Origin of the sequence: Paracoccus sp. JM45 (assembly GCF_003590715.1) — a bacterium.
Classification (GTDB): Bacteria; Pseudomonadota; Alphaproteobacteria; order Rhodobacterales; family Rhodobacteraceae; genus Paracoccus.
Genome location: NZ_QQVY01000009.1, coordinates 12,614 through 32,657, shown reverse-complemented (window position 1 = coordinate 32,657; position 20,044 = coordinate 12,614). Strand labels below are relative to the sequence as shown.

The 20,044-nt window shown below is 61.1% G+C and carries 22 protein-coding genes; 11 read left to right on the top strand and 11 right to left on the bottom strand.

The features are described 5' to 3' along the window. Positions 1-4: 4 nt before the first annotated feature. The gene (locus DWB67_RS12260; protein ID WP_119807837.1) at positions 5-730 is read left to right on the top strand and encodes a DUF2268 domain-containing putative Zn-dependent protease; all 726 of its coding nucleotides are present in this window, start codon (positions 5-7) and stop codon (positions 728-730) included. A gap of 65 nt (positions 731-795) precedes the next feature. Here the strand turns inward: DWB67_RS12260 and DWB67_RS12255 are convergent, their stop codons facing one another. From DWB67_RS12255 to DWB67_RS12240, 4 genes are read right to left on the bottom strand one after another with little or no spacing between them, the layout of a single operon-like run. Further along, complete coding sequence (locus tag DWB67_RS12255; protein WP_119807836.1) at positions 796-1,410, bottom strand: rhomboid family intramembrane serine protease; 615 nt, start codon at positions 1,408-1,410, stop codon at positions 796-798. Continuing rightward, positions 1,403-1,591 (bottom strand): Trm112 family protein, encoded by a 189-nt coding sequence (locus DWB67_RS12250; RefSeq protein ID WP_119807835.1) that lies wholly within the window; start codon positions 1,589-1,591, stop codon positions 1,403-1,405. Before DWB67_RS12250 ends, DWB67_RS12255 begins: the two co-directional genes overlap by 8 nt. Beyond that, complete coding sequence (locus tag DWB67_RS12245) at positions 1,588-2,214, bottom strand: LON peptidase substrate-binding domain-containing protein (protein WP_119807834.1); 627 nt, start codon at positions 2,212-2,214, stop codon at positions 1,588-1,590. The genes DWB67_RS12250 and DWB67_RS12245 overlap by 4 nt, the downstream gene beginning before the upstream one ends. A gap of 4 nt (positions 2,215-2,218) precedes the next feature. Beyond that, on the bottom strand, positions 2,219-3,133 hold the full coding sequence (locus DWB67_RS12240; protein WP_119807833.1) for a co-chaperone YbbN: 915 nt from the start codon (positions 3,131-3,133) through the stop codon (positions 2,219-2,221). Positions 3,134-3,273: 140 nt separating this feature from the next. On the opposite strand from DWB67_RS12240, the gene nhaC reads away from it, so the two are divergent. Further along, a complete protein-coding gene (gene nhaC, locus DWB67_RS12235) occupies positions 3,274-4,785 on the top strand; it encodes a Na+/H+ antiporter NhaC (RefSeq protein ID WP_119807832.1) in 1,512 nt (503 codons plus the stop codon). A gap of 40 nt (positions 4,786-4,825) precedes the next feature. Here nhaC and DWB67_RS12230 read toward each other — a convergent pair whose 3' ends face one another. After that, entirely contained in the window at positions 4,826-5,611 is a 786-nt protein-coding gene (locus DWB67_RS12230) for an exodeoxyribonuclease III (protein ID WP_119807831.1), read from the bottom strand. Between the two features lie 120 nt (positions 5,612-5,731). Between DWB67_RS12230 and DWB67_RS12225 the strand changes: the two genes are divergently transcribed. Both DWB67_RS12225 and DWB67_RS12220 read left to right on the top strand, forming a co-directional pair. Next, complete coding sequence (locus DWB67_RS12225) at positions 5,732-7,048, top strand: MFS transporter (RefSeq protein WP_119807830.1); 1,317 nt, start codon at positions 5,732-5,734, stop codon at positions 7,046-7,048. 58 nt (positions 7,049-7,106) lie between these two features. Beyond that, positions 7,107-8,090, top strand: coding sequence for a glutathione S-transferase family protein (locus DWB67_RS12220; protein WP_119807829.1), 984 nt, complete (start codon positions 7,107-7,109; stop codon positions 8,088-8,090). A 92-nt stretch (positions 8,091-8,182) separates the two neighbouring features. On the opposite strand, the gene DWB67_RS12215 is transcribed toward DWB67_RS12220, so the two are convergent. Continuing rightward, positions 8,183-8,476 (bottom strand): hypothetical protein, encoded by a 294-nt coding sequence (locus DWB67_RS12215; protein WP_119807828.1) that lies wholly within the window; start codon positions 8,474-8,476, stop codon positions 8,183-8,185. Positions 8,477-8,533: 57 nt separating this feature from the next. Beyond that, positions 8,534-9,220, bottom strand: a complete 687-nt coding sequence (locus DWB67_RS12210; RefSeq protein WP_119807827.1) for a response regulator transcription factor — start codon at positions 9,218-9,220, stop codon at positions 8,534-8,536. A 133-nt stretch (positions 9,221-9,353) separates the two neighbouring features. Here DWB67_RS12210 and ribA point away from each other — a divergent pair, with 133 nt between their 5' ends. Together ribA and DWB67_RS12200 are read left to right on the top strand one after the other, a co-directional pair. Then, positions 9,354-10,412: a GTP cyclohydrolase II gene (ribA, locus tag DWB67_RS12205; protein ID WP_119807920.1), complete on the top strand. Its 1,059-nt coding sequence runs from the start codon at positions 9,354-9,356 to the stop codon at positions 10,410-10,412. After that, positions 10,409-10,915, top strand: coding sequence for a L,D-transpeptidase (locus DWB67_RS12200; RefSeq protein ID WP_182911574.1), 507 nt, complete (start codon positions 10,409-10,411; stop codon positions 10,913-10,915). The genes ribA and DWB67_RS12200 overlap by 4 nt, the downstream gene beginning before the upstream one ends. Here DWB67_RS12200 and DWB67_RS12195 read toward each other — a convergent pair. Then, on the bottom strand, positions 10,912-11,610 hold the full coding sequence (locus tag DWB67_RS12195; protein WP_119807918.1) for a YggS family pyridoxal phosphate-dependent enzyme: 699 nt from the start codon (positions 11,608-11,610) through the stop codon (positions 10,912-10,914). The two genes, DWB67_RS12200 and DWB67_RS12195, sit on opposite strands and share 4 nt — an antisense overlap. A gap of 73 nt (positions 11,611-11,683) precedes the next feature. Further along, a complete protein-coding gene (locus DWB67_RS12190) occupies positions 11,684-12,661 on the bottom strand; it encodes a porin (protein WP_119807826.1) in 978 nt (325 codons plus the stop codon). Positions 12,662-12,950: 289 nt separating this feature from the next. Here DWB67_RS12190 and DWB67_RS12185 point away from each other — a divergent pair, with 289 nt between their 5' ends. The 5 genes from DWB67_RS12185 to DWB67_RS12165 all read left to right on the top strand — a co-directional run bounded on the left by DWB67_RS12185 (position 12,951) and on the right by DWB67_RS12165 (position 18,719). Continuing rightward, positions 12,951-13,409 carry a DUF3576 domain-containing protein gene (locus DWB67_RS12185; RefSeq protein WP_119807825.1) on the top strand — a complete coding sequence of 153 codons (459 nt, stop codon included), beginning with the start codon at positions 12,951-12,953 and terminating at the stop codon, positions 13,407-13,409. An 83-nt stretch (positions 13,410-13,492) separates the two neighbouring features. Next, positions 13,493-16,033, top strand: a complete 2,541-nt coding sequence (gene leuS, locus DWB67_RS12180; protein ID WP_119807824.1) for a leucine--tRNA ligase — start codon at positions 13,493-13,495, stop codon at positions 16,031-16,033. Further along, positions 16,020-16,523, top strand: a complete 504-nt coding sequence (lptE, locus tag DWB67_RS12175) for an LPS assembly lipoprotein LptE (RefSeq protein ID WP_119807823.1) — start codon at positions 16,020-16,022, stop codon at positions 16,521-16,523. Before leuS ends, lptE begins: the two co-directional genes overlap by 14 nt. A gap of 7 nt (positions 16,524-16,530) precedes the next feature. Then, positions 16,531-17,559, top strand: coding sequence for a DNA polymerase III subunit delta (holA, locus tag DWB67_RS12170; RefSeq protein WP_119807822.1), 1,029 nt, complete (start codon positions 16,531-16,533; stop codon positions 17,557-17,559). Continuing rightward, complete coding sequence (locus tag DWB67_RS12165; RefSeq protein WP_119807821.1) at positions 17,556-18,719, top strand: TIGR03862 family flavoprotein; 1,164 nt, start codon at positions 17,556-17,558, stop codon at positions 18,717-18,719. The genes holA and DWB67_RS12165 overlap by 4 nt, the downstream gene beginning before the upstream one ends. Here DWB67_RS12165 and DWB67_RS12160 read toward each other — a convergent pair. Next, complete coding sequence (locus DWB67_RS12160; protein WP_119807820.1) at positions 18,716-19,303, bottom strand: glutathione S-transferase family protein; 588 nt, start codon at positions 19,301-19,303, stop codon at positions 18,716-18,718. The genes DWB67_RS12165 and DWB67_RS12160 overlap by 4 nt on opposite strands. Before the next feature lie 65 nt (positions 19,304-19,368). After that, the gene (locus DWB67_RS12155; RefSeq protein ID WP_119807917.1) at positions 19,369-19,950 is read right to left on the bottom strand and encodes a transglycosylase SLT domain-containing protein; all 582 of its coding nucleotides are present in this window, start codon (positions 19,948-19,950) and stop codon (positions 19,369-19,371) included. Positions 19,951-20,044: the final 94 nt, after the last annotated feature.

Here is a 20,044-nt window from a genome sequence, read left to right as displayed (position 1 = left end):
CGACATGACCACTTGGAATTTGCACTTTTTGAATGCGCGTCACGCTGTGACGCGCCACATGGCCGAAATACGGGCAGCCGCCAAACAGGCCGTGGCATTGGCCAGCGAGCATGCGGATGTGCCGGATTTTGATCTGGTGATCCGTGCATTGCCGAATGGCGGCATCCCGGATTGGGGCGTGGGTGGCCATGCCCCGTCGCCGGGCGTGATCGAGGTGACAGTCAACCCCGACCGCTATTCCGATGCCTATCTGATCCGCACATTGATCCATGAAATGCACCATCTGATGCGATGGGATGGCCCCGGCTATGGCAAATCACTGGGGGCCGCGCTGGTCAGCGAAGGGCTGGCGGGGCATTTCGTTTTGCAGGTTCTTGGCGGAAAACCGGACCCGTGGGACGCGGTGCGTCCGTCATCGGGCGTGGCGCGGCAGGCGATGAACGAATGGTCGCGGCTGGATTACGACCACGCCCGCTGGTTCTTTGGGCGTGGCGATCTGCGGAAATGGACGGGCTATGGTCTGGGCCATAAACTGATTGCCGAGCATCTGGCGACCGCCCCCGAAGATAGCGCAGCCGGTCTGGCCGCAGCGCCTGCCGATACCTTCCGGCCTGTTATGCGCCGGTTGTTGGCAGGGGAAGGGGATGACACGCCGGATGAGGTTGTCGAGAGCGACGCCGCCGATGCAAAGCCCGCCGATGCCGGTTCGCCAGATGCGGACAAAAACTGATTGCGTCCCGCGACAGGCGGGGGGCTTGCCGCCCCCCGCACCCCCCGCTGTGGCGGTTCAGGGGGTCAGGGTTTGCGCCACGCCAGAAAGGCGCCGATCAGCAGACCGGCTGCCGCACCGCCCAGATGGGCCTGCCATGCAATTTCCGGCATCGCCAACGTCAGTCCCACATTCAATGCGATGATCAGACCGGCCGAGCGGGCCAGTGGCGCGATGCTTTTATGCCTGCGACGCAGATTGATCACGGCATAGCCCACAATCGCCCCTGCAAGGCCGAAAATTGCACCTGATGCGCCGACCATCGGGCCGGCCTGTGGCTGCATGACTGCGAAAAGCAGGCCCGCCGCGATCTGGCACAGCAGATAGGTCACCGCCATGGCACGGCTGCCGATCATTCCGGCCAGCCCCCGGCCGACAGCCAGAAGCGAGAACATATTGACGGCGACATGCAGCACGCCGCCGTGCAGCAGGCCATAGCTAAGGAACATCAAAACCGGTTGGCCGGTATAAAGGCCGGTGCCATGGACCAGCAACGGCGACCAGAATGCACCCAGCATATATGCGCCGGGGCGCAGGGCCGGATAGCCCAGCAGGTCGGCGACAGATAGAACCCCTTCGATCACGATGCAGACCGCGATCAGGGTGCCGACCCAGAAGGGCAGGCGCGGGGTCCTAGTCATCCTTGCGGATCTGGCGCGCCTCGTCGATCAGCATAATCGGGATGCCTGCGCGGATGGGAAAGGCCAGACCGGCGGCGGTCGAAACCAGTTCCTGTTTGTCGGCATCATAGCGCAGGGTCGTATGAGTGACCGGACAGACCAATGCTTCCAGCATGTGGCGGTCATAGGTGGATTCGGTCATTGCAGTCGTTCCTCGGGTTCTCCGCCATGCAGGGCGAATTCGATCAGGCCGACCAGCAATTCGCGCCGGTCAACAAGGGTGGGGGATTCCAGCAGCGCCTGTTTGTCGCTGTGGGACAAAGGCAGCATCATGGACAGCGAATTGATCAGCATCTCGTCCTCGGATTGGGCGGCGGCGTCCCAATCGGTCGAAAGGTCATGCGATTCCATATAGCGGGCCAGCAGGTCGAACAGCACCTTGCGATCCATCGCAGGGTCATGTTCGGGCTGGCCACGGTCGCGCGAAAACGACGACCAATCAACCTGCGCCTGAAGATAGGGCGCAAAGCTGTCCTGCACATCCAGCAACCGGAACCGCGACACCGCCCCAAGCGAAATCATCATCCGGCCATCGTCGTTTTCGTTAAAAGACACGATACGCCCGGCACAGCCGATGGTGGACAATCCGTCCGCCTCGGGCTGGACCATGCCGATGACGCGGTGGTCGGTTTTCAGCGCATCCTCGACCATCTGAAGATAGCGCGGTTCGAAGATATGCAGCGGAATACGGGCCCGCGGCATCAGCACGGCCCCCGGTAAGGGGAACAATGCGATGCGGTCGGGCAGATCGAAACGAAGGCTCATGGCGTCAGGCAAAGATCATCGAGGACAGGCGGCGGCGACCCTTCTGGGCAATCGGGTCATTGGCCTTCAGGCTGTCGAACACCGTAATCAGCTGGGCCTTGGCCGCGCCGTCGTTCCAGTCGCGGTCGCGGCGGAAGCTGTCCAGCAAAATCTCGATCGCTTGTTCGACCTGACCGTCGGCATGCAATGCCTGCGCCAATTCCAGCCGCGCCTGCTGGTCATCGGGATCTGCATCCACGCGTGCCTGCAGATCATCCAGCGGACCGGCACTTTCGGCCTGCTGGGCCAGTTGCAGCTGGGCGCGGGCAGCCTCGATCGGGGCCGAACCGGCGATGGGGGCAGGCACCTGCGTCAGGGTCGCAGCGGCGGCGGCATGATCATTGGCGGCCAGATGGGCGCGGATCAGACCGCCCCATGCTTCGGGGCTGTCTGGCATTTCACCGATGATGGCGGTAAACGTCTCGATCGCGTCCGCGGCTTCGTTATCCGCAATCATCTGTTCGGCGGCGGCGATGGCATCGCCCAGACCGCCGTCATCGCCGCCCATTTCGACCAGCTTGTCGACGAACTGCTTGATCTGGCTTTGCGGAACAGCGCCTTGAAAGCCGTCAACCGGCTGACCCTTAAAAAAGGCATAGACCGTCGGCAGTGACTGGATCTGCATCTGGCCAAGGATGGCCTGATTTTCATCGGCATTGACCTTGGCCATGCGGACGCGGCCCTTGTGGCGCGACACTTCGGTTTCCAGCATCGGGCCAAGGGTCTTGCAGGGGCCGCACCAGGGCGCCCAGAAATCGACGATGACCGGAACCTCCATCGAGGCCTCGACGACCTCTTTCATGAAGTCGGCTTCGGATACGTCTTTGATAAAGTCGTCGGTCTGGGGTGCGTTGCCGGCACCATCGAAAAGCATTGTCATTTTGTCCCCGGATCATTCGGTTCGCGTGGTTGCCTTCAATATGGGGCGTCACGGCGTTGAACAAAAGGGCGGATTATGCGTTGCGATCACAGAGTGCTCACGCCCGTGTGAGTATTGGCACCATAAAAGCGGGGACAGGGATGACTGACACCACCGACTCTAGGCAGCAATTGCCGCCACTGGGACTAGCACTGCTGCCAATTGTTCTGACATTGGGGCTGCTGGGGATACAGCTGTTTTATTATGGGGATTTCACCCCGCATATTCCCCTGATCCTGGGGCTGGCGATCACCGGCCTTCTGGGCGTCATGCGCGGCCAGCGATGGATGGATATCCGCGAAGGGGTGTTCCATGTCATCCACGTATCCATGCCTTCCTTGTCCGTGCTGATCGTCGTGGGAATGATCATTGGCGTCTGGGTTGCCTCGGGGACGGTTCCGACGCTGATCTATTATGGATTAACCTTGCTGAACCCGCAGATATTTCTGGCCGCTGCGATGATCCTCTGCGCGGTTGTTTCGCTGTCGCTGGGGACCAGCTGGGGCACTGTCGGCACCATCGGTGTTGCACTGATGGGCATTGGGGCTGGTTTCGGTATTCCGGCCTATTGGACGGCGGGTGCCATCGTATCGGGCGCGTTTTTCGGCGATAAGGTGTCGCCCTTGTCCGATACCACGAACCTTGCCCCTGCGGTGACGGGGGTGAATATCTTCGACCACATCCGCAATATGCTGCCGACGACGGTTCCGGCAATGCTGATCGCACTGTCGGTCTATCTGGTGGCGGGCTTTTCGTTAATTACCCCCGCCGAAACCAGTTTCGCGCGGATCGACGCCATCACCGATACGCTGTCAGCACAGTTCAGTCTGGGGCTGGTGCCGTTGATCCCTGCGCTGGTGGTGGTGGTTCTGGCCATTGCCAAACGTCCGCCGCTGCCGTCGCTGTTTACCGGTGTGCTGTTGGGCGGGATTATCGCGATCTTCTGGCAGGGCGCCGGACTGCACGATGTCTTTAGCTATGCCCAATCCGGCTATACCATCGAAACCGGCGTGGCCGATATCGACAGCCTGCTGAACGCAGGCGGTATCCAGTCGATGATGTGGACGATCTCTCTGATGCTGATCGCGCTTGGCTTTGGCGGTGCGCTGGAACGCACCGGCTGTCTGGAAGCGATCATCAATGCCATCATCAGCCGCGTCACCAGCTTTTCCGCAGTGCAAAGCAGCGCCATCGCCACGGCCTTTGCGACGAATGTGGTGGCGGGTGATCCCTATATCTCGATCGCGCTGCCAGGACGGATGTATGCGCCCCTGTATCGCGGCATGGGCTATTCGACACTGAACCTGTCGCGCGCGGTCGAGGAAGGTGGCACCCTGATGTCACCGCTGATTCCATGGAACGCGGGCGGCGCATTTGTGATCACCGCGCTGTCGCTGGACATCATGGACGGCAATCTGACCAACCTGCTTTATATTCCGCTGGCTTTCGCCTGCTGGACCGCGCCGCTGATCGGCATCCTCTATGCGCTGACGGGCTGGTTCTCGCCCCGCGCGACGGATGACGAACGTCAGGAATGGGACCGTCAGGACGAGGATATTCTGGACCTTGACGGCCATGCGCTGTTTGACAGCGAGAATGCCGAGAACGCCTGACAGGCGTGGCGTCGCCCCCGCATGAAAGGGGGCGGCGCGGTTACAGATCGAAGCTGGCCAGCACCGGCACATGATCGCTTGGTTTTTCCCAGCCGCGGACCGGACGCAGGATACGGCTGCCATGGGCGGCATTGGCGATATCGCCGGTGGCCCAGATATGGTCCAGACGACGCCCCTTATCGGCCCCGTCCCAATCCTTGGCGCGATAGCTCCACCATGAATAAAGCAGTCCCTGTGGGATGTCCTGACGGGTCACATCGACCCAGCCACCGGCATCCTGCGCGGCTTGAAGATGTTCGACCTCGATCGGGGTGTGGCTGACGACTTTCAGCAGTTTCTTGTGCGACCAGACGTCGTCTTCACGCGGGGCGATGTTGAAATCACCCACCATGATCGATTTTTCAGGGCGCTCGGCATGGCAGACGTCGCGCATCTCGGTCAGGAAATCCAGCTTCTGGCCAAATTTTTCATTCACGGTGCGGTCGGCGATGTCACCGCCTGCGGGAATATACATATTGTGGATGGTCACACCGTTTTCCAGCCGCGCGGCGACATGGCGGGCATGGCCCATCTGCGCGTAATCACGGTCGCCCGCATCGGTGATCGGCAGGCGCGACAGTATCGCCACGCCATTATAGCCCTTCTGACCGCGCGCCACCATATGGGTATAGCCAAGCGCGCGGAACTGTTCGACGGGGATCAGATCGACGGGTGATTTGCATTCCTGCAGGCACAGGATGTCGGGGCTTTCTTCGGCCAGAAAGCGCGCAACCAGGTCTTCACGCAGCCGGACCGAGTTAATGTTCCAGGTGGCGATGGTGAACATGACGGCACTCCTTGCGGTTTTGCGCGGACCCTAGCGGCGGGTCCGCCACGTGTCGAGGAGAAGGCTTGCCATATACCGTGCCGGCGTTATTCAGGAACCTATCGGGATAGGGGATTTGCAATGAAATTGACCATCGACGATGCACTGACACGGGGCGGGACAGGCGTTTTCCAATGGCGGCTACTATGCATCTTCGGGCTGGTCTGGGCCGCCGATGCGATGCAGGTGATCGCGGTGGGCTTTGCCGCACCATCCATCGCACTGACATTCGATATCGACCGTGTGACGGCCCTGCGTGTCGGCACGGTGTTTTTTCTGGGTATGTTTGTCGGGGCCTTCTTTTTCGGGCGGCTGGCCGACCGGATCGGACGGAAATGGGTTTTGATCGGCACGGTCGCGATGGATGCGGTCTTCGGTCTGGCCTCGGTTCTGGCGAATGATTTCACCTTGCTGTTGGTCCTGCGCTTTTTCACGGGCATCGCGGTTGGCGGCACCTTGCCCGTTGATTACGCGATGATGGCCGAATTTCTGCCCCCCCGATCGCGGGGCCGCTGGCTGGTCTGGCTGGAGGGGTTCTGGGCCATCGGCACCATCGTTGTCGCCATGACCGCATGGACCGCCGCAGAGCTGCAGGCTGCTGCCCCCTGGCGCTGGATCTTCCTGATTGCGGCATTGCCTGCGCTGATCGGATTTTTCTTGCGCTTCTGGATCCCTGAATCGCCGATGTATCTGGTTCGCAAAGGCCGTCAGGCCGAGGCGCGCGAAGTGATCAACCGCATCCTGCGCGTGAACGGAGAATCGCCCTTGCCCGCAGATGTGCATCTGAACCCTGCACAGGTTCCTGCGGGCGTGGCGCAATCGATCCTGTCCCCGCAGCTGCGTCGTGCCACCCTTGGGGTCATGGCCGTCTGGTTTCTGGTATCACTGTCCTATTACGGCGTTTTTATCTGGGTGCCCGGCCAACTGGCGACCGAGGGCTTCGGCTTTGTCCGCGGATACGGTTTCCTTGTGATTCTGGCGCTGGCACAAATCCCCGGCTATGCCCTTGCCGCCTGGGGGGTCGAGGCTGTTGGCCGCCGTCCCACGCTGGCCGGTTTCCTGCTGCTCAGCGCGGCGGGCTGTTTCTTGTTCACCGTCGCCAGCGGCACCGCGATGGTCGCCGCATCGCTGATCATCATGAGCTTTGCCTTGCTGGGCAGCTGGGGCGCCCTTTACGCCTTCACGCCCGAACTTTACCCGACGCATCTGCGCGGCACGGGGATGGGTACGGCCAGCGCCGTTGCACGTCTGGGCGGCATTCTGGCCCCCAGCCTGCTGGCCTTTGTCTTTACCCGCAGCTTTACACTGGCCATCGGCATGTTTGCCCTGTTGCTGGTGCTGGCGGCACTGGCTTTGTTGCTGGTCAAACACGAAACCCGCGACCGCGCCATCGGTTAGGGGTCGGAACAGATTGGCGCGCCATCCGTTGGCGCGTCACATCGCGAAAGGATAAGGCATGGGCCAATTGGTGGACGGCGTCTGGAAAGACCAATGGTATGACACCAGCAGTACGGGCGGCGCTTTCGTGCGCGACACATCGAAATTCCGCAACTGGGTGACAGCAGACGGCAGTGCCGGTCCGACAGGGCAGGGCGGCTTCAAGGCCGCCAGCGGGCGATACCATCTGTATGTCAGCCATGCCTGCCCCTGGGCGCATCGCACCATGATCTTCCGCGCGCTGAAGGGCCTACAGGACCATATCGGCGTTTCGGTCGTGCATCCCGAAATGCTGGACGAAGGCTGGGAATTTCGCACCGATTTCGACGGCGCGACCGGCGACTGGCAATTCGGCCTGAACTACCTGCGCGAGGTTTATCTGCGGGTGCAGCCCGATATGACGGGGCGGGTGACGGTGCCGGTTCTGTGGGACCGTGAAACCGGCACGATTGTGTCGAATGAAAGCGCCGACATCATCCGGATGTTCAATTCCGCCTTCAATGACATCACCGGAAATCACGACGATTACTATCCCGCTGGTCTGCGCGACAGGATCGATGCCATCAACACCCGCATCTATGAAACGGTGAATAACGGCGTCTATAAAGCGGGTTTTGCAACATCGCAGGATGCTTACGACAAGGCGGTCGGTCCGCTGTTCGACAGTCTGGACTGGATTGAAGGGTTGCTAACCGATCACCGCTATCTGGCCGGTGATCGCGTGACCGAGGCGGACTGGCGGCTGCTGACCACGGTGTTGCGGTTTGATGGTGTCTATCACACGCATTTCAAATGCAACCGGCGCCGGATTGTCGATTATCCCAACCTGTGGGGATGGGCGCGGGAAATGTATCAATGGCCCGGGGTCGCAAAAACCGTGCGCCCCGACCATTACCTGCACCACTATTATGTCAGCCACGATATGATCAATCCGCACCGGATCGTGCCGATCGGGCCGGATGATGATTGGTCCGCCCCACATCACCGTGATCGGACAGTATAAAAAAATGCCCGGTGATAACACACCGGGCAAGTCCAACAGGGAGGTAAGAGTGTGGCCGTATCCTCCGACCACTGGGCTTCGGGGATGTAACGTCACTGCCGCGCCCCGGTTCCCGCAGAATTTTCACCTGCATCTTTTTGTCGATAGACCGTCCGGCGATGACGCATTCCAAGCCAGATCAGCACGATGCCGATGACGATCGGAATGACCGGATAGATCACCGATGGCGACATCACAAAATCGGCCATCATCACGGCTGTGGTGCCGTGACAGCCAAGGGGCTGGAACGCGCAATCCATGGCGATGACATAGATCGTGGCAATGGGGGTGAAAATAACCGCGAATGTGCCGATCAGGATCGACAGCAGGGAAAGCGATCTTGGCATAGCTTGGGCCTTAAGGTTCTTGATTGAAAAAGCCCGCCGAAGCGGGCTGTTCCGGATTTAGGCAACCAGACGATAGCCGCCTGATTCTGTCACCAGCAAACGCGCAGCCGAGGGATCGGGTTCGATCTTCTGGCGCAGGCGATAGATATGGGTTTCCAGCGTATGCGTGGTCACACCCGCATTATATCCCCAAACCTCGTGCAGCAGCACATCGCGCGGCACGACGCCGTCCTGTGCGCGGTACAGAAATTTCAGGATGTTGGTTTCCTTTTCGGTCAGGCGGATCTTGCGGTCTTTCTGGTCGATCAGCATCTTCATCGAGGGTTTGAACGTATATGGTCCAAGCTGGAAGATCGCGTCTTCGGACTGTTCATGCGTCCGCAGCTGGGCGCGCAGACGGGCCAGCAGGACGGGGAATTTGAACGGCTTGGTGACGTAATCATTCGCACCGGCATCAAGGCCAAGGATAGTATCCGCATCGGTGTCATGCCCGGTCAGCATCACGATGGGGCATTTGACATTCAGTTTGCGCAGCTTCTTGCACAGCTCGCGGCCGTCGGTGTCGGGCAAGCCCACGTCCAGAACGACCAGATCGAAAATGGCGTTTTTCGTTGCCTCGACGGCTTCGGCACCGGTGCCAGCCTCGATCACGTCGAAATCATCTGTGGCCACCAGCTGTTCGGCCAGGGCTTCGCGCAGGTCTTCTTCGTCATCGACCAACAAGATTTTTTTAAGTCCGGGCATGTTGCCTCCTATGGCTTGTTGATACTTGAGTGGGGTGCGCGGTCCAATCCGTCCAGCAACATGTCGGAATTCTCACATGGAGTTGTCGGATTCGCGCGTTATGTTTCAATATGTTTCAAAATTGCGTGGCCCCATGAGCCTGATCCCGACCCTGTCTGAAACCATCGCCCGTGCCCGCGCCGATTTGCGTATGGGTTTGCCCGTGGTCATCGGCGGCTATATCGCGGCGGCGGTGGAAACCCTGTCTGCAATCCGTCTGGCCGATCTGAAAGCATTGGGGCAACCGGTTCTTGCGCTGACAGACCGGCGCGCATTGACGTTGAAAACAACAGCCTATGATGCGGGTGTGGCGCGGATTTCCCTGCCATCTGATGCTGATCTGGACTGGTTGCGGGCTTTGGCCGACCCGTCCGATGACCTGCGCGTGCCGATGAAGGGGCCGCTTCGGGCGGAACGCGGCGGTGATGTCACCGCCCATCGCGTGGCTTTGGGGCTGGCGAAATCGGCGCAATTGCTGCCCGCAATGTTGCTGGTCGCGGCCCCGCCGACCGAAGGGCTGACACGGTTGCCGCCTGAACCTGTGCTGGCGCAGCTGTCGGCCGAATCTGCAATGACCCCCGTCATCGCCGCACGCCTGCCTTTGGTATCGTCGGAACGGTCGCGGCTGCATATCTTTCGCCCCGATGATGGTGGAACAGAACATTACGCGGTGGAAATCGGCGATCCGCCCCGTGATGCGCCGGTTCTGGCGCGGCTGCATTCGGCCTGCTTTACCGGCGACGCATTGGGCAGTCTGAAATGCGATTGCGGGCCCCAGCTGAACGCCGCCCTTGCGACGATGGGGCAGGCGGGTGCCGGTGTGCTGCTTTATCTGAATCAGGAAGGTCGCGGCATCGGGCTTGCCAATAAGATGCGCGCCTATGATCTGCAAAATCAGGGGTTCGATACGGTCGAGGCCAACCATCGCCTTGGTTTCGAGGATGACGAGCGCGATTTCCGCATCGGTGCCGCCCTGCTGCGTCAGATGGGCTTTTCGGCCACGCGGCTGATGACGAACAACCCCCGCAAGGTGGCCATGATGGAAAGCCACGGTATTGCGGTGCCCGAACGCGTCGCGCTGATCACCCCGCGCAACCGCTTTAACACCGACTATCTGGACACCAAGGCCGAAAAATCGGGGCATTTGCTATGAAGGCGACGGATATGGTTCTGACCCCGATGGGGTTGCGGTTTATGGGGCGGGTCTTGCCCTGTTCGATTGGCAAAACCGGCCTAAGCCAGACAAAGCAAGAGGGCGATAAGGCGACGCCGGTCGGCGTGCATACAGTGACCGGCCTATGGTATCGCTCTGACCGGCTGGCCTGTCCGGCCCCTTGGGCGCAGCCGATCGGGCCGACGGATTTGTGGTGCGATGCCAGCGGACATCAGGATTACAACCATCACGTCCGCGCACCATTCGCCCCCAGCCATGAGAGGTTGCGCCGTCCGGACCCGCTTTACGATCTGGTGATGACAACCGATTGGAACTGGCCGGATGCGCAAGCGGGGCGCGGCTCGGCCATTTTTCTGCATCAATGGCGGCGGCCGCGTTTCGGAACGGAAGGCTGCATTGCCTTTGCGCGGCCCGACCTGCTTTGGGTGGCGATACGTGCCAAGCCGGGCACAAAGCTGATCGTGCCGCCGCTGGCTGCCTAGCTGTAGTCGCGGGCGCCGAATATCGCCGAGCCGACACGGATATGGGTCGCACCCTCGGCGATGGCGGTTTCGAAATCCGCGCTCATCCCCATTGAGAGGTTGGGCAGGCCGTGTTCGGCAGCCAGTTTGCGCAGCATGGCGAAATGCGGTTGCGGGTCCAGCCCTTCGGGGGGGATGCACATCAATCCGCTGGGGGACAGATCCAGTTGGGCGCAATATGACAGAAAGCCCGGCAGCTCATCGACCAGAATACCGGCCTTTTGCGGTTCGTCGCCGGTGTTGACCTGAACGAACAGCTGCGGTTGGCGGCCCTGTTCCTGAATTTGTGCCGCAAGTTTGCGCGCCAGTGTCGCGCGGTCCAGCGTGTGAATGGCATCGAACAGCTGCACGGCCTGTCTGGCTTTGTTCGATTGCAGCGGGCCGATCATATGCAGATCAATGCCGTCAATGCCGTCAATGCCGTCAATGCCGTCAATGCCGTCAATGCCGTCAAAGCGGTCGCGCCAGTCGGGCCATTTGCCTTGGGTTTCCTGCACATAGTTTTCACCAAAGACGCGGTGGCCGGCATTCAGCACAGCCTCGACCCGTTCATTGGGTTGCACTTTGCTGACGGCGATCAGCCTGACGCTGCCTTGGGCGCGTCCTGCGGCGGTTTCGGCCGCGGCAATGCGGCTGGTGATATCTGTAAGTCCCATGATGCTACAGAACATAAAGAAAAGAGCGGGCGCAAGGCCCGCTCTTTCCTGTAACCGATAGAAGTGGTTTCGATCAGAAGTCGAAGCGCACGCCCATGTCGGCGGTGACCAGCTCGTCGTAGCCGCGCTGGATCGAACCGGCCAGCTTGGCGCCGCCCAGGTCGTATTCAGCACCGATACCGTACGAATTGTCGGTATCGTTGCTGTCTGCGTCGTTGTTGGCGACGTAAGCATTGATCAGCGTCATCGGAGCAACTGCATAGCTGCCGTACAGGGTGACGGTGTTACCCAGATCAGCATCGCTACCGTCCGAATCTTCGCCGTTGTCGAAGTACAGCAGGCCGATGTCGGTTTTTTCGTTGAATGCATATTCTGCACCCAGGAAGTACTGGTCGTTGCCGTCGATACCCGAACCGTCTTTGACGAAGGCAGCCGCAACGGTCAGCATGTCGTTCCAGACATAATCAACCGAGAAACCGTATTCTTTTTCGAAGCCGTCGTTCGAAACAACCTGGTTCGAGTCAACCTGCGACGCGCGAACGGTCAGGTTGTCGACGGTGTAGCTGACCATGACGCCCAGATAGTCGGTGTCCAGATCGTTGTCGGTGTCGTTTTCGAAGCTGGGATAGCCATCGGTGTTATAGGCAAAGAAATCGCCGCGCGAGTTACCGAACGAACGCGAGTAGATGCCGATTTCCGAGTTGTACATCAGAGCGACCGAGTCGTAAGCGGTGTTCGAGTTACCGATTTCAACGCTCAGGCCGTTCGACGTGACGTAGATGTAGCCCGGTGCAACGGTGGTTTCGTCGTCGCCCTGGTCCCACTGGATGCGGATCCGGCCACCGAATTCAACGTCCGAGTCGGTCGTCGTGGTCGCGTCGATGTTCATACGCAGACGCGACTGGATGATCGCGTCGTTGGTGCCTTCACCGTCAACACCGTCTTCGACGTACAGAACGCCGGTACGGCCGTAGCCCGAGATCGTGACGTCTGCGGCAGCGAAGCCTGCAGTCATGACCAGTGCGGTCGTCGCGAAAAGAACCTTTTTCATGGTCGTGTTCCCTCTTGTCTCTCTGTTGCCCAAACCGGCCTCACCGCCTTGGGGATGTATGTTGTTTCCCCCTTTCGGAATTGTGATGCAACGGAATCACCCCGGCCCGAATTGTTTCGCCATTTCTGTGGTGCACAACCGCCACACCTTTCCGTGAGGCATGGAACCCTTGATTTTATGCCCTGTAATAAAGGGCGAACGGTTTTGGATGCACATATTCCAAGGTGCTTGTCGCGGGTGGCTGTTCCGCGTTAAGGCTTGCACACGCGAAATACGCCCGGGGGACAGTATGAAGACCGCACGCGCCGCACGCCTGATCTTTGTCACGACGCTTTGCGCGGGGCTTGCCGCCTGTGGCGGAACAAACGGGCGCGCCACGACCACCAAAGAGCCCGAGGCCGAAATGAAGATCCAGGATCTGTTTCGCAACTCGGAAAACCCCAGCGCGACTGTTGGCGTGAACAAATACCTTTGGAACGCCAGTCTGGAAGTGTTGAACTTTCTACCGGTCCAGACGGTCGATCCCTTCACGGGCGTGATCCAGACGGGTTATGGCACCCCGCCGGGTGGTGGACGTTCCTATCGCGCGACGATTCAGGTCAGCGACCCTGCACTGGATGCCCGCAGCCTGCGTCTGTCGCTGCAAGGTGCCGGTGGCGCCACCGTCGAGGCCGGCACCGTCCGCGCCGTCGAGGATGCGATCTTGACCCGCGCACGCCAGCTGCGCATTCAGGACGGCCGTCTTTGATCAAAGGGCGGGTCTGGCCACTGGACCCGCACTCGGCTGGGGTATAAACCGCAAGGCAACGCAAATGCCCGAAGGTTGACCCCATGCCCTATACTCCGTCCGAAAGCGAAGCGAACTGGCAGAAGGCCTGGGCCGAGGCTGGGACCTTTACCGCCATCCGCGACGACCGCCCCAAATATTACGTGCTGGAAATGTTCCCCTATCCTTCGGGGCGCATCCATATGGGCCATGTCCGTAACTATGCGATGGGCGATGTCGTGGCGCGGTTCAAACGCGCCCAAGGTTTCAGTGTGCTGCATCCGATGGGCTGGGACGCCTTTGGTATGCCCGCCGAAAACGCCGCGATGGAACAAGGGGGTCATCCCCGCGACTGGACCTATGCCAATATCGCCACCATGCGCGACCAGCTAAAGCCGCTGGGTCTGTCCATCGACTGGAGCCGCGAGTTTGCCACCTGTGACGACGCCTATGTCGCCCAGCAGCAGGCGATGTTCCTTGATATGCTGGACGCAGGCCTGATCACGCGCAAGTCAGCGCAGGTGAACTGGGACCCCGAAGACATGACCGTGCTGGCCAATGAACAGGTCATCGACGGCAAGGGCTGGCGGTCGGGTGCCACGGTCGAACGGCGCGAGCTGACGCAGTGGTTCTTTAAGATCAGCGATTATTCCGACGAACTGCTGGGCGCGCTGGACGGTCTGACCGGCTGGCCGGAAAAGGTGCGTCTGATGCAGGCGAACTGGATCGGCAAGTCGCGCGGTCTGCAATTCGAATTCACCACCGTCGATGCCCCCGCAGGTTTCGACCGGATCGAGGTTTACACAACCCGCCCCGACACCCTGATGGGTGCCAGCTTTGTCGCGCTTTCGCCAGACCATCCGCTGGTCAAGGAACTAGCCGCGAACGACCCCAAGGTCGAAGCCTTCCGCGAGGAATGTGCTCGTATCGGCACCACCGAAGAGGCCATCGAAACTGCGCCCAAGCTGGGCTTCGACACCGGCCTGCATGTCGCCCATCCGCTGGATGCCGATTGGCACCTGCCGATCTGGATCGCGAATTTCGTGCTGATGGATTACGGTACCGGCGCGATCTTCGGCAGCCCCGCGCATGACGAACGTGACCATGAATTCGCGCTGAAATACGACCTGCCAATCCGCGCCACTTTTGGTGAGGTCGGGATGGATCAGGATCAGGCCGATGATCTGGTCGCCAACGCCCCTTTTGTGCCGCTGAAATCCGAAACCGTCAGCTATGTTCGCGGATTTTCGGGTGAAGCCGACCAGACCGGTGAAGCAGCGGTTGATGCCGCCATCGCGCATGCCCAAGCCGAAGGCTATGGCGAAGGGGTTACCAAGTTCCGCCTGCGCGACTGGGGCATCTCGCGCCAGCGTTATTGGGGCTGCCCGATTCCCGTCGTCCATTGCGACAGCTGCGGCACGGTGCCCGAGGCGAAGGCCAACCTGCCCGTGCTGTTGCCGCAGGATGTGACATTCGACGTGCCGGGTAACCCGCTGGACCGTCATCCGACATGGCGTCAGGCGACCTGCCCGAAATGTGGCGGTGCTGCACGGCGCGAAACCGACACGATGGACACCTTCGTCGACAGCAGCTGGTATTACGCCCGCTTTACCAGCCCCGATGCCGATACACCGACGAACCGCGCGGATGCGGATTACTGGATGAATGTCGACCAGTATATCGGCGGCATCGAACATGCGATTCTGCATCTGCTCTATTCGCGCTTCTTTGCCCGCGCGATGGTCAAGACCGGCCATCTGCCCGAGGCAGCAAAAGAGCCGTTCAATGCCCTGTTCACCCAAGGCATGGTCACGCACGAAATCTATACCACCCGCGACGACCGCGACCGCCCCGTCTATCACCTGCCCGAGGATGTGACGGACGGGAAGCTGGCGGATGGCACGGCGGTGACGGTGATTCCTTCGGCCAAGATGTCGAAGTCGAAGAAGAACGTCGTCGATCCGGTCAATATCGTCGAAAACTTCGGCGCCGATACCGCGCGCTGGTTCATGCTGTCGGACAGCCCGCCCGAACGCGATGTCGAATGGACGGCTGCCGGTGCCGAGGCTGCTTATAAGTTCCTGTCCCGCGTCTGGCGGATGGCTGACGAAGCCCCCGCCGACGGCCCCGAGGATCTGGACCTGACCCGCGCCGCCCATCGCGCCATTGCGGATGTGACCCGCGCCATTGAAAGCTTTGCCTTCAACAAGGCCGTCGCCAAGCTTTACGAACTGGCCAATGCCGTGGGCAAATCCAAGGCAGGGGGCGAAGCGCGCCGTGCCGCATTGCGCATCATCGCCCAACTGATGGCCCCGATGGTGCCGCATCTGGCAGAAGAGGTCTGGTCGAAATCGGGCGGGCAGGGCATGGTGGTGGATGCCGGCTGGCCCAAGGCCAATCCCGCCATGTTGGAGGATGACAGCGTGACCCTGCCCATCCAGATCAACGGCAAACGCCGCGCCGAAATCACGGTCCCAAAGGATATGCCCAAAGACCAGATCGAAGCGTTGGTTCTGGCCGACGACACCGTGCAGCGTTTCCTTGAAGGCGCAGCGCCCAAAAAGCTGATCGTTGTACCGGGGCGGATCGTCAATGTCGTTGCCTGACCGCCTGTCCCGCCGCACTGTCGTTCTGGGCCTTGGGGCGGCGCTGGCCCTTGCAGGATGCGGGCTGACGCCAGTCTATGGCCCGAACGGGGGCGGCACCAAGCTGTTTGGCAAGGTGCGCCCGCGCGACCCCGACACGCCGATCGATTTCGTCTTCAACCAGCGGCTGGCGGAACGGATCGGGCCGGATAGCGCCTCGGCCTATGATCTGGATTACCGGATCAGCGTCGGCGCGGTCGGTCAGGCCATCACGACCGAGGAAATCACGACCCGTTATTCCCTGAACGGCACGGCTGATTTCAAGCTGACCGACAAACAGGGAAATGTCGTGACCGAAGGGCGGGTCAGCAACTTTACCTCTTATTCGACGACCGGAACGACGGTGGCCACACTGGCCGCTGAAGGCAGCTCGCGCGAACGTCTGGCGCGTATGCTGGCCGATCAGGTGGTCACCCGTTTGCTGGCCGCCGCGTCACAATTGCCGGAATGAGGGTTCTATGCTGCTGAAAGGCGGCGAGATTGCGCGCTATATCGCCAAGCCGGACCCGTCGCGTCCTGCGCTTCTGATCTATGGTCAGGACCCGATGCGGGTGGCGATGAAACGGGCCGAGGCGGTTCTGGCCCTAGTCGGCGATAAGGCCGACGAAGAAATGCGCCTGACCCGACTGCCCGGCGCGGGGATGAAGAAAGACCCTGCCCAATTGATCGACGCTGTGCGCGAGGTCGGATTCTTTCCCGGCCCGCGTGTCGTCTTGCTGGATGACACCCCCGATTCCGCCGCCGATGCGATTCGTGCGGCCCTGACCGATTGGCGTCAGGGCGATGCGGTGATCGTCGTGGCGGCGGGCGGGCTGACAAAATCCTCGGCGCTGCGCAAACTGTTTGAAACCCACGGGCAGGCGGTCACGGCCCCGATCTATGACGATCCCCCCGGCCCCGAGGAAATGTCGCGCTGGCTGGCCGATGTCGGGCTGACCGATGTGCCGCGCGATGCGATGAAGGAAATGATGTTGCTGTCGCGGGCGCTGGACCCCGGAGATCTGCGCCAGACGATCGAAAAGATCGGGCTGTATAAATATCAGGACCCGGCCCCGCTGACGCCCGAAGATATTGCCCTGATGGCCCCCGCCACCATCGAGGCCGATCTGGATGAGCTGATCCATATTGTCGCCGAACGCCGCGAAGGGGAATTCGGCCCGCTGATGCGCCGGATCGAGGGGCAGGGCATTTCCCCCGTCGCCCTGTGCATCGCGGCCTTGCGGCATTTCCGGACATTGCATCTGGCCGCCGCCGATCCGGCAGGACCGGGGGTGGCCTTGGCCCGCGCCCGCCCGCCGGTGTTCGGTCCCCGTCGTGACCGCATGACAAGACAGGCGCAAAGCTGGGGCATGGGCCCGCTAGAGGAAGCTGTCTCGACCCTGCTGCAGACCGATATGACATTACGCAGCGCCAGCCGCGCGCCGCAGATGCCGCTGGTCGAACGGGCGTTGTTGCGTCTGTCGATGAAGCCAAGGGGGCGGCGGTGACCGAACGCGTTGACGCGCTGGTTATCGGTGCAGGCCCCGCAGGGTTGATGGCCGCCGAGGTTCTGATGGCCGAAGGTCGCCGTGTTGTCGTGGCCGAGGCCATGCCCACCCCCGCCCGCAAATTCCTGATGGCGGGAAAATCCGGCCTGAACCTGACCAAAGCGGAATCCGATACCGATTTCTGGCCGCGTCTGGCGGGCTATGAACACGCCGGTTTCGGGCCATCGCAGGTCATGGCATGGGCTGAAGGTTTGGGCATTCCGCTGTTTGCCGGATCAACGGGGCGGGTGTTTCCGGTGGGAATGAAAGCCTCGCCCTTGTTGCGGGCATGGTTGGCGCGGTTGCGCGATGGCGGGGTCGAACTGCGGTCGCGCTGGCGATGGGTCGATCTGAAAGACGGTGTCGGCTTTCAGACCGCTGACGGACATCGGGTGATCAATGCCGATGTCACGGTGCTGGCGCTTGGCGGGGCCAGTTGGCCACGGCTGGGGTCGGATGCAGCTTGGGTGCCAGTTCTGGCAGATGCAGGGGTGCAGATTGCGCCGTTCCGGCCTGCGAATATGGGGTTCGCGGTGGATTGGACGGCGGCGATGGGGCGCGTCACGGGGCATGCCGTCAAAGGCGTTGCGATCCATGCGGGCGATCTGGTCAGCCGTGGCGAATGGGTGATCACGCGGCAGGGGATCGAAGGGGGCGGCATCTATGAGGTCGCCGCAGCCATCCGCGACGGCGTTCCGGCCCGTGTCGATCTGGCCCCCGATCTGACCGTTGATGCTTTGGCCGCGCGTTTTGCCAAGCCCAAAGGCAAGCTGTCGCTTGGTAATTGGCTGCGGCGGGTGCTGGGCGATCCGGTCAAGGTGGCGTTGTTGCTGGAGTGGGGGCAACCTTTGCCGCAAGATGCCGCCGGATGGGCAGCGCGTGCCAAGGCATTGCCTCTGCGGCATGACGGGGCGATGGGGTTGGATCGGGCAATTTCCTCGGCGGGTGGCATCACCCGACAGGCGGTGGATGCCGATCTGCAATTGAACGCCCTGCCCAATGTCTTTGCCGCCGGCGAAATGCTGGATTGGGAGGCCCCGACAGGCGGCTATCTGTTGACCGGCTGTCTGGACAGTGGCCGCCGCGCCGGTCTGGCAGCGGCGGCAGTGCTGGCGCGTTAAAGCGCGGTGGCCCGCTGGTGGGCCGGACGTTCGCGCATCCGTTCCAGATAGGTCGTCAGATCATGTTCGACAATGGGGAAACGCGCACCCAAAGCCCAGCCAAGGCAATGCGTCAGGATGATATCGGGCACGGTCATCATATCACCCATCAGGAACGGGCCTTCGCCCATGCGGTTGACCAGCGTTTTCTGGCTGCCTTCGAATTCCCACCGCAGGGTGTTCTTGATCGCGCTCAGGCGCATTTCCTCGGGCAGGATAAAGCTGTGGCGGGCGGCCAGCCAGAGGGCGGCGTCGAATTCATCCAGCAGGAATTGGGTCAGGCTGTCCTGACAGGCGCGGTCCAGCGTGCCTGCCGGATGGGTCAGCTTGCCGTGGCGATCGGCCAGATAGGTCAGGATCGCGGTGGAATCGGTGATCGGGGTGCCGTCGTCAATCAGCACCGGCACCTTTCCTGCAGGGTTGAATTCCACCACGCCGTCGCTGCGCGGATTGGCGGGAATATGGGTATAGGGTTCGCCCAATTCCTCAAGCATCCACAGGACTCGGAAGGCGCGGCTTTTGGCGGTACCGATGACACTGTACATAGGTCGTCCCCCTTGGGTGCAGATCAGGGGGGGCGAAGACCGCCCGCCCTGCCGGATCGATAAGATCACGCTTTGCGGCAGGCGATCAACTGGCGACGATACATTTCCGACCGCTGTCCAACCTGTGCGGCCACCCGCATCAGCCAGCCCTTGCTGCGGTGGCTGCCACGTGAAAAGCCGCCCCGACCTTCGTGATAGGCCAGATATTGCGAGGTGGCATCATATTTTGACAGGCCAAGCATGTTCTGGCTGCCGTCCATATACCACCCCATGAAATCGGTGGCGTCGCGGATATTGTCCCGCTTGGCGCGACGGTTATTGGTCTTTTTCTGGTATTCTTCCCATGTCGCATCCAATGCCTGGGAATAGCCGAAGGCGCTGCTTTGGCGACCGATCGGAATGACGCCAAGGGCGTATTGATGCGGGGTGCGCGCGTCGCCGATGAATTTCGATTCCTGATACATGGTCGCCATCTGGACATGCACCGGCACACCCCATTTGCGTTCCGCCTTTTTCATCGCCCGAAGATAGGCGGGGCGTTCCCCGACAATGGCGCATGCGTTGTCCAACTGGCGCGGCGCGCTGTAGTTGCCGCCGCCGCAAGAGGCGACCAGCCCCACAATGGCCAGCTTCAATAGCGTGTTCATCCTGCCCTCGTCCTGCTTTGCTTCGTCTTTTGCAAGGATCATAGGGAAAATCACGCTGCGTTGAAATCACAAAGCCATTGGATGGGCGACTGCC